This window comes from Paenibacillus sp. W2I17, assembly GCF_030815985.1.
Taxonomy (GTDB): domain Bacteria; phylum Bacillota; class Bacilli; order Paenibacillales; family Paenibacillaceae; genus Paenibacillus.
Genome location: NZ_JAUSXM010000001.1, coordinates 5,414,464 through 5,427,569, shown reverse-complemented (window position 1 = coordinate 5,427,569; position 13,106 = coordinate 5,414,464). Strand labels below are relative to the sequence as shown.

At 45.8% G+C, this 13,106-nt stretch carries 14 protein-coding genes, 1 pseudogene and 1 other annotated feature; all 15 genes and pseudogenes read right to left on the bottom strand.

Annotation, left to right across the window (positions count from 1 at the left end):
* Positions 1-36 precede the first annotated feature (36 nt).
* The gene (gene rpoB / locus QF041_RS24180) at positions 37-3,582 is read right to left on the bottom strand and encodes a DNA-directed RNA polymerase subunit beta (RefSeq protein WP_307415966.1); all 3,546 of its coding nucleotides are present in this window, start codon (positions 3,580-3,582) and stop codon (positions 37-39) included.
* Positions 3,583-3,994: 412 nt separating this feature from the next.
* Positions 3,995-4,597 carry a class I SAM-dependent methyltransferase gene (locus QF041_RS24175; protein ID WP_047841126.1) on the bottom strand — a complete coding sequence of 201 codons (603 nt, stop codon included), beginning with the start codon at positions 4,595-4,597 and terminating at the stop codon, positions 3,995-3,997.
* Positions 4,598-4,694: 97 nt separating this feature from the next.
* On the bottom strand, positions 4,695-5,054 hold the full coding sequence (gene rplL, locus QF041_RS24170; protein WP_017692065.1) for a 50S ribosomal protein L7/L12: 360 nt from the start codon (positions 5,052-5,054) through the stop codon (positions 4,695-4,697).
* Between the two features lie 71 nt (positions 5,055-5,125).
* Entirely contained in the window at positions 5,126-5,629 is a 504-nt protein-coding gene (gene rplJ, locus QF041_RS24165; RefSeq protein WP_017692064.1) for a 50S ribosomal protein L10, read from the bottom strand.
* Between the two features lie 24 nt (positions 5,630-5,653).
* Positions 5,654-5,800 (bottom strand) — a sequence feature (ribosomal protein L10 leader region).
* A gap of 68 nt (positions 5,801-5,868) precedes the next feature.
* Positions 5,869-6,561: a 50S ribosomal protein L1 gene (gene rplA, locus QF041_RS24160; RefSeq protein WP_017692063.1), complete on the bottom strand. Its 693-nt coding sequence runs from the start codon at positions 6,559-6,561 to the stop codon at positions 5,869-5,871.
* A gap of 94 nt (positions 6,562-6,655) precedes the next feature.
* Positions 6,656-7,081: a 50S ribosomal protein L11 gene (gene rplK, locus QF041_RS24155; RefSeq protein WP_017692062.1), complete on the bottom strand. Its 426-nt coding sequence runs from the start codon at positions 7,079-7,081 to the stop codon at positions 6,656-6,658.
* A 68-nt stretch (positions 7,082-7,149) separates the two neighbouring features.
* Entirely contained in the window at positions 7,150-7,683 is a 534-nt protein-coding gene (nusG, locus tag QF041_RS24150) for a transcription termination/antitermination protein NusG (RefSeq protein WP_024633599.1), read from the bottom strand.
* A 21-nt stretch (positions 7,684-7,704) separates the two neighbouring features.
* Positions 7,705-7,896, bottom strand: coding sequence for a preprotein translocase subunit SecE (secE, locus tag QF041_RS24145; RefSeq protein ID WP_017692060.1), 192 nt, complete (start codon positions 7,894-7,896; stop codon positions 7,705-7,707).
* A 17-nt stretch (positions 7,897-7,913) separates the two neighbouring features.
* The gene (gene rpmG, locus QF041_RS24140; protein ID WP_072735843.1) at positions 7,914-8,063 is read right to left on the bottom strand and encodes a 50S ribosomal protein L33; all 150 of its coding nucleotides are present in this window, start codon (positions 8,061-8,063) and stop codon (positions 7,914-7,916) included.
* A 304-nt stretch (positions 8,064-8,367) separates the two neighbouring features.
* A complete protein-coding gene (gene sigH / locus QF041_RS24135; protein WP_017692059.1) occupies positions 8,368-9,012 on the bottom strand; it encodes an RNA polymerase sporulation sigma factor SigH in 645 nt (214 codons plus the stop codon).
* A 171-nt stretch (positions 9,013-9,183) separates the two neighbouring features.
* Positions 9,184-9,705 (bottom strand): NYN domain-containing protein, encoded by a 522-nt coding sequence (locus QF041_RS24130; protein ID WP_036607162.1) that lies wholly within the window; start codon positions 9,703-9,705, stop codon positions 9,184-9,186.
* Positions 9,706-9,710: 5 nt separating this feature from the next.
* Positions 9,711-10,457 carry a 23S rRNA (guanosine(2251)-2'-O)-methyltransferase RlmB gene (gene rlmB, locus QF041_RS24125; RefSeq protein ID WP_017692057.1) on the bottom strand — a complete coding sequence of 249 codons (747 nt, stop codon included), beginning with the start codon at positions 10,455-10,457 and terminating at the stop codon, positions 9,711-9,713.
* Between the two features lie 43 nt (positions 10,458-10,500).
* Positions 10,501-10,980 (bottom strand): Mini-ribonuclease 3, encoded by a 480-nt coding sequence (locus tag QF041_RS24120; protein WP_307415964.1) that lies wholly within the window; start codon positions 10,978-10,980, stop codon positions 10,501-10,503.
* Positions 10,977-12,378: pseudogene (cysS, locus tag QF041_RS24115) on the bottom strand (cysteine--tRNA ligase). The gene QF041_RS24120 and the pseudogene cysS overlap by 4 nt, the downstream one beginning before the upstream one ends.
* 42 nt (positions 12,379-12,420) lie before the next feature.
* Positions 12,421-13,080: a serine O-acetyltransferase gene (cysE, locus tag QF041_RS24110; protein ID WP_307415963.1), complete on the bottom strand. Its 660-nt coding sequence runs from the start codon at positions 13,078-13,080 to the stop codon at positions 12,421-12,423.
* Positions 13,081-13,106 lie beyond the last annotated feature (26 nt).

Sequence of the window (13,106 nt, the reverse complement as noted above, 5' to 3'; positions counted from 1 at the left end):
GATGAAAAACGCCGGTCATCATGCGCTCGAAGCGGTTTATTCCGCTCCGACCTCTGTACCCTCAAGGTTGAGGCTGAGCTTATCGCTCGCAGCGTCATCTTCATCGTCCATTTCTCTCATTTCAATCTCTTGCTCATCTTCGCTCAAAATCTTAACGTCCATACCCAAGCTTTGCAGCTCTTTGATCAATACTTTGAATGATTCAGGAACGCCTGGTTCCGGAACATTCTCACCTTTGACAATGGATTCATACGTTTTAACCCGACCAACAACGTCATCGGATTTAACAGTCAAGATTTCTTGCAGTGTATAAGCTGCACCGTATGCCTCAAGCGCCCATACTTCCATCTCCCCGAAACGCTGTCCACCAAATTGGGCTTTACCACCCAATGGCTGTTGCGTAACAAGTGAGTAAGGACCCGTGGAACGGGCATGGATTTTATCATCAACCATGTGTGCCAATTTGATCATGTGCATGACACCTACGGTAACTTCACGTTCAAACTCTTCACCTGTACGACCATCATACAGGACAGTTTTACCATTACGTTGCATACCTGCTTCTTCCATCGTATCGAAGACGTCATACTCCTTCGCTCCGTCGAATACAGGAGTTGCTACGTGAATACCCAGTTGCATCGCCGCCATACCCAAGTGAACCTCGAGTACTTGACCGATATTCATCCGGGAAGGTACGCCCAGTGGGTTAAGAACGATCTGAACCGGTGTACCGTCTGGCAGGAAAGGCATATCTTCTTCCGGCAAGATGCGGGCCACGACCCCTTTGTTACCGTGACGTCCGGCCATTTTATCACCCTCGGAAATTTTCCGTTTTTGAGCGATATATACACGAACGAGTTGGTTAACACCTGGAGGCAGCTCATCACCGTTTTCACGGGTAAATACTTTCACGTCTACTACGATACCATCAGTACCATGTGGTACACGCAAGGAAGTATCACGTACTTCACGTGCTTTCTCACCAAAGATCGCATGCAAGAGACGTTCTTCTGCTGTCAGCTCTGTTACACCCTTAGGTGTTACTTTACCAACCAGAATGTCGCCAGCACTGATCTCAGCACCGATGCGGATAATACCGCGCTCATCCAAGTTACGCAACGCTTCTTCCCCAACGTTAGGGATGTCACGTGTGATCTCTTCAGGTCCAAGCTTGGTATCACGCGCTTCTGACTCATACTCCTCGATATGGATGGATGTGTATACATCTTCCTTAACGAGTTTTTCACTGAGCAAGATCGCATCCTCGTAGTTGTAACCTTCCCAAGTCATGAAGGCAACAACAACATTACGTCCCAGAGCCAATTCACCCATTTCCGTTGAAGGACCATCAGCGAGGATATCGCCAGCTTTGACAGCGGCACCTCTTTTGACAATCGGACGCTGGTTAATGCATGTTCCTTGGTTCGAACGCATAAATTTGTGTAATTTATATTTAACGATATCGCCTTTAACTTCCTGACCGTCCACTTCTTCAACACGACGGACCCAAATCTCGTTCGCAGAAGAACGTTCGATAATTCCGTCATAATCGGAGACAATACATACACCAGAATCTTTTGCAGCTTTGTGCTCCATACCTGTTCCCACAAGTGGTGCTTTAGGAATCAAGAGTGGAACCGCCTGCCGCTGCATGTTGGATCCCATGAGTGCACGGTTGGAGTCATCGTTCTCAAGGAACGGGATCAGCGCTGTCGCGACGGATACAACCTGTTTAGGAGATACGTCCATGTAGTCAACTCGCTCACTCGGCATCGTAAGGATGTTATCCGACTGTTTGTTGTAACGTACAATGATCGCTTCTTCTTCGAATGTACCGTCTTCGTTCAACTTCGCATTCGCTTGCGCGATAACATAGTTGTCCTCTTCGTCAGCTGTCAGGTAATCAATTTGCTCGGTTACAATACCTGTCTTCGGATCAACCCAACGATATGGAGCTTCAATGAAGCCATATTCATTCACACGAGCGAACGTAGACAAGGAGTTGATCAAACCGATGTTTGGTCCCTCTGGCGTCTCGATTGGACACATACGGCCATAGTGGGATGGATGGACGTCACGCACTTCCATACCTGCGCGCTCACGCGTCAAACCACCGGGTCCGAGTGCGGACAAACGACGTTTATGTGTCAACTCACCCAGCGGGTTCGTTTGATCCATAAACTGTGACAACTGAGAGCTACCAAAGAACTCTTTAATGGATGCAATAACAGGACGTATGTTAATCAAAGCCTGTGGTGTAATTACGTTAGCATCCTGAATGGACATTCTCTCACGAACCACACGCTCCATACGGGACAAACCGATACGGAACTGGTTCTGCAGGAGTTCACCCACCGAACGCAAACGACGGTTACCCAGATGATCGATATCATCCGTGCTACCAATTCCCTGCAGAAGGTTAAGGAAATAACTGATGGACGAAATAATATCCGCCGGTGTCACGTTTTTAACGGACTTGTCAATGTTTGCATTGGCAATCAGTTTGACCACTTTACCATCTTCAGTTGGTGAGAACACATCAATTGTTTGCATAGGGATATCATTGGCATCCAAAACGCCGTTACCCACGTGATACGTGCGGAATCCAACGCTCTTCTCCAGATACGGCATGATTTCATCCAACAAACGACGATCAACCATTTGACCTGCTTCAGCAATGATTTCACCAGTCTCAGCGTCAATAAGTGACTCAGCCAAGCGCTGGTTAAACAAACGGTTTTTGATGTGAAGTTTTTTATTCATTTTGTAACGACCTACATTAGCCAGGTCATAACGTTTTGGATCAAAGAAACGTGCTACGAGCAAGCTTTTCGCATTATCCAGCGTTGGCGGCTCGCCCGGACGAAGACGCTCATAGATCTCAATGAGTGCTTTCTCCGTGGAATCCGTGTTGTCTTTGTCCAGTGTGTTGCGGATATATTCGTCATTACCGAGCAGATCCAGAATCTCAGCATCTGTGCCAAAACCAAGTGAACGCAGGAGAACCGTAACCGGTATTTTACGTGTACGGTCGATCCGGACGTAAACAACATCCTTCGCGTCCATCTCCAGTTCCAACCAAGCGCCGCGGTTAGGAATAACTGTAGCGGTATACGTTTTTTTGGCGTTTTTATCTACTTTGGTACTGAAGTAAACGCTAGGAGAGCGAACCAACTGGCTGACAATAACCCGTTCCGCACCATTAATAATAAATGTGCCCGTGTTGGTCATCAGCGGGAAATCTCCCATGAATACTTCCTGCTCTTTGACTTCGCCGGTTTCCTTATTAATGAGCCGGACTTTGACCCGAAGCGGTGCTGCATACGTAACGTCACGCTCTTTCGCGTCGTCTACTGTATACTTCGGTTCACCGAGACTGTAATCGATAAATTCCAAAATCAAGTTACCTGTAAAATCCTGGATCGGCGAGATATCCTGGAACATTTCGCGCAACCCTTCCTCCAAAAACCAATCATAGGATTTTTGTTGGATTTCAATCAGGTTCGGAACTTCGAGTATCTCGTTAATTCGTGCATAACTGCGCCGAGTGCGTCGACCATATTGAACAAGATGTCCTGCCAACTTAAACTCACCCCTCAATGTCTACTCACTTTAAAAATTTCGTTGCGAACCTCTGTTTGTAACCTTATAATGGTACACATACAGAGCAAAGCAATGCATCCACAAATAAAGAAAAGCCCTTACTCGAAATGTCGTTCGAAAAAAGAGCAACTTTGATCGGCGGATGTCTTTCCAAATCATTCTTATCCCCAGTTTGCCCAAAATGTACATATTATACGCCAAACGTAGGCATAATAAGCCCGTTCGGCGTAAAAAAAGGTTGACATTTTTAGTTAGCTAAAGCCAAGTAGGGCATCTTAATACTGACATTTTACAACTATACCACGACCTGAATTTCAAGTCAATAGTCCTATTGCAAAAAAAATGATCCCCTGCTTACTTTACAAACTCGGATTCAGCTTTTAGTAGATACCTATTCCGATTTCACCGCTTTGAAAATCCGATAGCCTTTATCCTTCGTCACTTCTTCCACTCTTCCAAACAAAGATTCCAATTTTGCTTTCGCTGACGGGGCTCCTTGTTTCTTCTGAATGACAATCCACAACGAACCGCCTACCTTCAGATGGCGATGTGCCTGTTCGAAAATAGTATGAACCGTCTCTTTCCCAGCCCGTATAGGCGGGTTGGTTAGGATAACGTCAAAATCTTGCTTTTTCACTTCAGCCAGTAGATTACTTTGCAATACCGTAACATTGTTAATTCCGTTCGCTTTTGCATTTTCCCTGGAAAGTTCAACGGCTCTCTCGTTGATATCGATCATAGTGACATGCCCATCCGGTACAAGTTTGGCTGCTGTAAGACCCATTGGCCCGTATCCACAGCCCACATCGAGAACATGAGCCCCTGATGGCAACTCTATCGCATCAATCAATACTCTGCTGCCATAATCGATTCCGTTTTTGGAAAACACACCGGCATCCGTCACGAATCGCAGACTGAATCCGCGAAGAACCGCTTCAGTTGCTCTGCGATCATGCGCCACTTGCGGTTTGTCCGAATAATAATGATTGGACATGCCCTCACTCACTTTCCATTTACAATTACAGCAAACAAACCCCTTGATATAAGTCAAGGGGTTTGTTGTTTTGTTCATTTAGCTTGTAATAGCTAAATTATTTAACTTCAACTGAAGCGCCTGCTTCTTCAAGCTTAGCTTTAACCGCTTCTGCTTCTTCTTTAGCAACTTTTTCTTTCAATGCTTTTGGAGCGTTGTCAACCAGTTCTTTTGCTTCTTTCAGGCCAAGACCTGTGATTTCGCGAACTGCTTTGATAACGTTGATTTTGGAAGCACCAGCGCTAGTCAAGATAACGTCGAACTCGGATTGCTCAGCTTCAGCAGAAGCTACTGCACCTGCAGCAGCTACTGGAGCTGCAGCAGTTACGCCGAATTCTTCTTCGATTGCTTTAACAAGATCGTTCAATTCCAGTACAGTCATGCCTTTGATTGCTTCCAAGATTTGCTCTTTACTCATGAGTGAACCTCCATATATAATATTATTTTTTTAATTCATTTGCCGCCTAAGCAGCATTCAGATCAAGTTGCTTACGCGCCTTGTTCTTCTTTTTCTGCAACTGCTTTAACCGCAAGCGCGAAGTTGCGCACTGGCGCTTGAAGCACGCTGAGGAGCATGGAGAGGAGTCCATCGCGGGATGGCAGTTCTGCCAACGCCTTAACTTCTTCTACTCCGATTACGCGACCTTCTACGACTGCACCTTTCAATTCCAGTGCATCGTTCTTTTTCGCGAAGTCGTTCAGAATTTTAGCTGGAGCCACAACGTCATCTACGCTGAATGCAATTGCAGTAGGACCTGTAAGAACACTATCGAGTTCTGTCAGTTCTGCTGCTGCAGCTGCACGGCGAAGCAACGAGTTTTTCAGCACTTGGAATTCGATCCCTGCTTCACGAAGTTGCTTACGCAACTCAGTTACTTGGGCAACGTTCAATCCGCGATAGTCAACAACAACAGTTGTAACGCTCTCGCGCAATTTTGCTGTTACTGCATCAACGGATTCTTGTTTTGCTTGAATCACTTTTGCGTTTGCCAATCTGTACACCTCCTGATCAAATTTATCCCATTAAGAAAAGCCTCCGTAGAATCACGAAGGCTTGATATATACTCATCATCGATTTGCATCGTTCTAAGTTCTATAATCACACCTCGGCAGGAAATTAAGCCAAATGGCACCTACTGTCTACGGCAAGCATATTCAAATGTCAACGGTCAGTCACTCGGACTCACAACTTTTATATCTTATCAAAAACAGGACAAGCCTGTCAAGAGATATTATCTAAAAGCTGCTGCGTTCACGCGTGCGCCAGGGCCCATCGTGGAAGAAAGACTAACATTCTTCAGATAAACACCTTTTGCTGCCGCTGGTTTAGCACGATTCAGAGCTTCCATGAGAGCTTTGAAGTTCTCATTAAGTTGCTCAGAAGAGAAAGAAGCTTTACCAATCGGTGCATGAATTTGACCTGCACGATCCAGACGATATTCGATTTTACCGGCTTTAATTTCTTGAACAGCCTTAGTTACATCGAAAGTTACCGTTCCGGCTTTAGGGTTAGGCATCAGACCTTTACCGCCGAGCAGTCGGCCCAATTTACCTACTTCACTCATCATATCTGGTGTCGCTACGCAGACGTCGAATTCGAACCAGCCTTGTTGGATTTTGTTGATCATGTCTGCATCACCAACATAGTCCGCGCCAGCCGCTTCCGCTTCTTTCGCTTTGTCACCTTTTGCAAATACCAATACGCGTTGTGTTTTACCTGTGCCGTGTGGCAAGACAACAACACCACGTACAGCCTGGTCTTGCTTACGAGGGTCTACGCCCAAACGAACTGCTGCTTCGATTGTTTCATCGAATTTTGCAGTAGCTGCCTTTTTCACAAGCTCTACAGCTTCTGAAGGCTCGTAAGTTGCTTCGCTGTCAATCAGCTTAGCAGCTTCCAGGTATTTTTTACCGTGTTTAGCCATGTTTTATTCCTCCTTTGTGGTGTTAGCGGATATACCTCCCACATCAACCGGTCGCGAATCGACCGGTTTTACGAAGCCATGTTTCTTATGAAAATTAGTCTTCGATGGTGATACCCATGCTGCGGGCAGTACCTTCGACCATACGCATAGCGGACTCAACGTCTGCTGCATTCAGGTCAGGCATTTTTGTTTCTGCGATTTGACGTACCGCATCACGTTTAACAGTAGCAACTTTTTTCTTGTTCGGTTCGCCGGATCCTTTTTCAACTTTAGCTGCCACTTTCAACAGAACTGCTGCTGGTGGAGTTTTAGTGATGAAAGTAAAGGAACGGTCCTCGAATACAGAAATTTCAACTGGAATAATCAATCCCGCCTGATCAGCTGTACGAGCGTTGAATTCTTTACAGAATGCCATGATGTTGACACCTGCTTGACCCAAAGCTGGACCTACTGGTGGTGCTGGGTTTGCTTTACCTGCTGGAATCTGCAGTTTTACCATTTTAATAACTTTTTTCGCCATGATTGACACCTCCTTGCAAAATAGTGGTTAACGGGTTTTTCAACCCTCCCACAAGAAACTTGAAGAGACTATATCTTCTCCACTTGCGTGTATTCCAACTCAAGCGGTGTTTCCCGTCCAAACATGTTCACGTGCACTTTCAACTTGCTTTTGTCTACCAAAATTTCTTCCACGGAGCCTACGAAATTCGCAAAAGGACCGACTTTAATACGTACGGATTCCTTAATATCGAACTCAATTTTCGGCTTAGGTTCAACCATACCCATGTGCTTCAGAATTTGTTCCACTTCTTCAGGCAACAAAGCAGTTGGTTTGGACCCAGAACCTGTCGAACCGACAAATCCTGTAACACCTGGTGTGTTGCGAACAACATACCAAGAATCATCCGTCTGTACCATTTCCACCAAGACATAACCGGGATAAACTTTACGCATAACGGTTTTTTTCTTACCGTCCTTGTTTACCACTTCTTCTTCCATAGGAACAAGAACGCGGAATATCTTGTCTTCCATGCCCATAGACTCTACGCGTTTTTCCAAATTGGCTTTGACCTTGTTCTCATACCCTGAATAGGTATGAACGACGTACCATCTTTTTTCCATATCAAGCCACCGGAACCCTTCTTAAATAATCGCTTCGATCACAAAGGAGATGCCAATGTCAATGACCCAAAAAAACAGCGTCATAACCACAACAGTACCAAGTACGATCAATGTGTAGTTGGTCAGCTCTTTACGATTAGGCCAGCGAACTTTTTTAAGTTCAGCCCAGCTTTCTGAGAAAAAGGAAATCAGAGATTTGAAACTTCGTTTCACGCCGACACCTCCAAAAACTATCTGGTTTCGCGATGAGAAGTCTGCTCGTTACAAAACTTGCAAAATTTCTTCATCTCCATGCGGTCGGGGTGATTACGCTTGTTTTTTGTCGTAGTGTAATTTCTTTGTTTGCAGTTAGTACAAGCCAAAGTAATAATTACCCGCATGATGTACACCTCCCGAAGACTTCCACATTCAAGCAGAGTCTCTAAATTGATCCTGAAAAAAAGCCATAAATTTAGGCCTACCTAAAACACTTTATCACAAGGGTATAACCATGTCAATGAAAGAATAGCCTTTCATTCATTGGGTATTACTTCCGTACAACGTACATTCGTTTCTCATCTCTGTTTTTCTCTTCTCCTGCATGGACCGAGCGATTACTAGTATAAACATTCTTAGATTTTATAAACTTGAGACACTAAAAAAAGACTCAAACACCGAGCCTTTTCCGTCAACGACAACATGTGTTTAATTATCTCGAACTTCCAGGTACTTTTCAAGTTTGCGCTTGACGCGCTGAAGTGCATTATCAATGGACTTCACATGTCTGTCCAAATCTACTGCAATCTCTTGATAAGATCTCCCGTCCAGATACAACATCAATACTTTACGTTCCAGATCACTCAGAATCTCGGACATTTTATCTTCCAGGCCCACAAACTCTTCCTGATTGATGATAAGTTCTTCCGGATCACTGACCTGGGTTCCACAAATCACATCGAGTAACGTACGATCAGACTCTTCGTCATAAATAGGCTTGTCCAGAGATACATAAGAATTAAGCGGAATATGCTTCTGACGTGTTGCTGTCTTAATCGCCGTGATGATCTGTCTTGTAATACACAGTTCGGCAAAAGCCTTGAACGAAGCCAGCTTGTCCCCTTTGAAATCTCGAATGGATTTGTAGAGGCCAATCATTCCTTCTTGAATAATATCTTCCCGGTCTGCCCCAATCAGAAAATAAGATCTTGCCTTGGCGCGTACAAAGTTACGATATTTGTTAATTAGAAACTCTAACGCTTCGCTTTCGCCTTCACGGAAAGCTTCGACAATGTCTTCGTCACTTTGGTAATCATACTTAGATAACATGATATCTTTGAGGTCGACACTCACAGACAATCCCTCCGGCTGCAACGCAAGGTACCCCGTTACTCTACTCTATGAAATATAGGATCAGTATATATGATGGTACCTCGCACCGTCAACCACGCTCTGCCTAAAAAAGAACATCAATAACATAAATGTCAAGAGTTTCAATATTCTAATTTTTGTAAAAACGTGCTGTTATTCCCGGCGCCATCGCTCAAACTCTTTTAATACATCGGGACTTAACTTACCCCCGAGTGTGTTACGCGTGGTCTTCGCCTGATCTTCTTCCAGTCGTTTTTTTAATTCTTTTTCGTTCTGCTCAACTTCAATTAGTAACTCCCTTGCAGATACGCGTAGCGCTCCCTGTCCAAAAATAACATGTTGCTCTACCATATCGCTCGTAGCCACATAGATTTGGCGTCTTCGCATGCTTAGTTCCCGAACGAGTCTCTCAATGCATTCGTCTGCCGTCTCTTTTTCCTTTGTAAAATAGATCTGCACTTTGCTCTGAGTAAAGGATTTACCGAGTCCAGGCACGAGGTAGGCGTCAAACACAACAATGACTCGCCGGCCGGAGAAAGCCTGGTAGTCTGCAAGACGAAAGAGAAGCCTGTTACGCGCCTCTTCGAGCCCACTTTCCGCCAGTTTGGTTAATTCCGGCCAGTCGCCAATCATGTTGTACCCGTCTACAAGAAGCACATCACGGGAATCAGCCATACCTTCTATTCCTGCGCTTGACGCGAGCGGAGCACTTCGTACATGACAACCCCGGCTGCCACGGAAGCATTCAGGGAATTAATCTGACCTTGCATTGGTAGTTTGATCAGCACATCGCATTTCTCACGAATAAGTCGTCCCATTCCCTTGTTCTCATTTCCGATTACCAATGCCACAGGGCCAGTAAAGACTCCATTACCAAAGACACCTTCGTGAGCCGTGACATCTGTCCCTACAACCCATACACCTTCCTCTTTGAGGCGATCGATGGTCTGTCCAAGATTACTTACACGAGCCACTGGCACGTACTCCACAGCGCCTGCTGATGTTTTGGATACTGTCACGGTTACCGCTGCCGAGCGACGTTTGGGTACAATGACGCCATGCGCACCCGTGCAATCTGCTGTCCGCAAAATTGACCCCAGGTTATGAGGATCTTCAATCTCATCCAGCAGAATCAGGAAAGGATGCTCATTCTTCGCTTTTGCTGCGGCAAGAATGTCTTCTACCTCCACATAAGCGTAAGGTGCCGCTTGAGCAACTACCCCCTGATGCTGAATGCCTGGTACCGTTTGATCCAGCTTACGCTTGTCCACGTGTTGAATGACAATACCTAGTTTTTTAGCTTCCGAGATAATAGGTTGAGTCAGATGTTTCTGTGCTGTATCGGCAATCCATATTTTATTAATGGTCCGGCCTGAACGCAGCGCCTCCGTCACGGAGTGTTTACCGGCGATCCATTCTTCTTCCATCGTTGTTCGATCCTCTCTGTAATGCATTGTTTTGTTGAAATTTCTATTTTTTTGTCGGCGATGGCGATTGTTGTTCCGCGTGCTCAATGCCAAGCCCGATCAGTTCAATCATGCGATCATGATGACCACTGCTATAGAGGTAACCAATGAGACATTCAAAAGCCGTAGCATGTCTGTACTCCAATACATCTGCATTTTTGGGTACACTACCCGATTTGGCATTCCGCCCTTGCCGGACGATATCCCGTTCTTCCTCTGACAGTTCATCCTCAATCGTTGTAAGTATGCGGCTCTGTGCCTTTGCTGATACCAACCCAGTTGCACTACGGTGCAAATGATTGGGACGCATGTTGGCCTTCGACAACAGATATTGACGAACAGCTACCTCATATACCGCATCACCAATATAGGCCAGTGCAATAGGTGGAATCAACCTCGCAGGTCTGGAAGGAGGATAAGGGAACCACCCTCCCTCTGTGACCTGCTCCTGTTGTTTTGGTGTATTTGGATGTCCTTCGCTCATTTGCGCCGCCATCTCATGCCCTGCGCCGTATCTTCAAGCAGAATGCCACGTGCAGACAATTCATCGCGAATTTCATCCGCTCTTGCCCAGTTTTTGGACTTGCGCGCTTCTACACGCTCTTCAATCAGACGTTCTACTTCCTCATCCAGAAGTTCTGGCTCTGCGTCAGTATAGATGCGCAGCACAGCATTCAATTCACTGAACAACTCGAGGAGCGCGCGAATGTCTGCCGCATTAACTACTTCTTGCTGCAACAGTTGGTTGGCTTCACCTGCCCACTCAAACATCGCAGTGATCGCATCAGGAGTATTGAAATCATCCTGCATCTTTTCGTGATACTGCTGACGAATTTGGTCGAGTCTTGCCGCAAACTCTACTGTGATATCCTGATCTACAGTCACCGCATTCAGACGATGATTCAGGTTACCTACCGCATTTGCAATCCGGTCCACACTGTTCTGTGCCTGCTCCATCGTATCATCCGTAAAGTTTAATGGGTTGCGATAGTGGGTAGACAACATGAAATAACGAATCGCTTCGCGTTTATATTGATTCCGCAAGTCTTTAACCAGAACACCATTACCGAGTGATTTCGACATCTTCTCGTTATCAATCCGGATGAATCCATTATGCATCCAGTAGTTCGCAAGTGGGTTTACCTGTTAATACCTCGGATTGGGCGCATTCGCACTCATGGTGCGGGAACTGCAGATCCTGTCCACCCCCGTGAATGTCCAGTGTATCCCCAAGGTACTCCCTAGCCATGGCGGAGCACTCAATATGCCAGCCTGGTCGACCATCGCCCCAAGGACTGGACCAATAGATCTCACCTGGTTTGGCAGCCTTCCAGAGCACAAAATCTTCGGGATGCTCTTTGCGCTCGTCCACACCCACACGGATTCCAAATTGCAGCTCCTGCAGGTTTTGTTTTGAAAGTTTGCCATATTCGCTGAATTTGCCTGTACGATAATAGACGTCACCGCCATTTTCATACGCAAATCCTTTTTCAACCAGCTCACGGATAAAGTCAATGATCAGCGGCATGTTTTCCGTTACTCTCGGATTGCTGCTTGCCTTGGGAATACCCAATCCCTCAATGTCTTCATAATAGGCAGCAATAAATTTCTCAGCCACGTGAGGAACGTCTGTTCCAAGTTGTTCTGCTTTGCGAATCAGCTTATCGTCCACATCCGTGAAATTCACCACATAGTTCACATCATGTCCTGTCTGTTCCAGGTATCCACGAACCGTGTCGAAAAAGATAACCGGGCGTGCATTCCCGATATGAATGTAGTCATATACCGTTGGTCCGCAAACATACATTTTTACTTTCCCTGGTTCTTGGGGAACAAATTCCTCTTTGGTACGACTCATCGTATTATAAATCTGAAGCGTCATGGTCACTTATCCTTTCATCCTATACTGCCTTTATTTATTGTATCACGTATCACGCACAGTCTCATTTTCACGGGCATTCTGCAGTGTACGTACTTCTTCCTGCAATCGTTCGAGTTCTTTTTGCATACTGCGCAAGGAGTCAACGACCGGATCGGGCAATTGTTGACTGAGGCGATCTACTCGTCGACCATCCTGTTTAACAATTCTGCCCGGTATACCTACCACGGTACTATTGGAAGGGACCTCCTTAAGCACAACAGAGTTCGCACCAATGTTACACTGATCCCCCACGCTAAATGAACCCAGCACCTTGGCTCCGGATGAGATAACCACATTATTACCAATGGTCGGATGTCTCTTTCCTTTTTCTTTCCCTGTTCCGCCCAGGGTAACCCCCTGATAGATAACGACATCATCGCCAATCTCACATGTTTCTCCAATAACGACGCCCATCCCATGGTCAATAAACAACCGATTTCCGATCGTAGCTCCAGGATGTATCTCGATTCCTGTCATAAAACGGCTAACCTGCGAAATGAACCGGGCAACCGAGAACCATCTTCGCTTGTATAAAAAATGAGCGATCCGGTGTGCCCATATCGCATGCAGCCCTGAGTAGGTGAATACCACCTCAAACCAACCTCTGGCCGCCGGATCGTTTTCAAACACCGCCTGAATATCTGATCTGATCTTCTTGAACATGCTCGTTCCCCTCTTGTTCAGGTTCC

Bases quoted from the DNA above. Each gene is read 5' to 3' on its own strand.
- QF041_RS24175 (WP_047841126.1), bottom strand. From the start codon at position 4,597: ATGTCCAATCATTATTATTCGGACAAACCGCAAGTGGCGCATGATCGC.
- rplL (WP_017692065.1), bottom strand. From the start codon at position 5,054: ATGAGTAAAGAGCAAATCTTGGAAGCAATCAAAGGCATGACTGTACTG.
- rplA (WP_017692063.1), bottom strand. From the start codon at position 6,561: ATGGCTAAACACGGTAAAAAATACCTGGAAGCTGCTAAGCTGATTGAC.
- rplK (WP_017692062.1), bottom strand. From the start codon at position 7,081: ATGGCGAAAAAAGTTATTAAAATGGTAAAACTGCAGATTCCAGCAGGT.
- nusG (WP_024633599.1), bottom strand. From the start codon at position 7,683: ATGGAAAAAAGATGGTACGTCGTTCATACCTATTCAGGGTATGAGAAC.
- rpmG (WP_072735843.1), bottom strand. From the start codon at position 8,063: ATGCGGGTAATTATTACTTTGGCTTGTACTAACTGCAAACAAAGAAAT.
- QF041_RS24130 (WP_036607162.1), bottom strand. From the start codon at position 9,705: ATGGCTGATTCCCGTGATGTGCTTCTTGTAGACGGGTACAACATGATT.
- rlmB (WP_017692057.1), bottom strand. From the start codon at position 10,457: ATGGAAGAAGAATGGATCGCCGGTAAACACTCCGTGACGGAGGCGCTG.
- QF041_RS24120 (WP_307415964.1), bottom strand. From the start codon at position 10,980: ATGAGCGAAGGACATCCAAATACACCAAAACAACAGGAGCAGGTCACA.
- cysE (WP_307415963.1), bottom strand. From the start codon at position 13,080: ATGTTCAAGAAGATCAGATCAGATATTCAGGCGGTGTTTGAAAACGAT.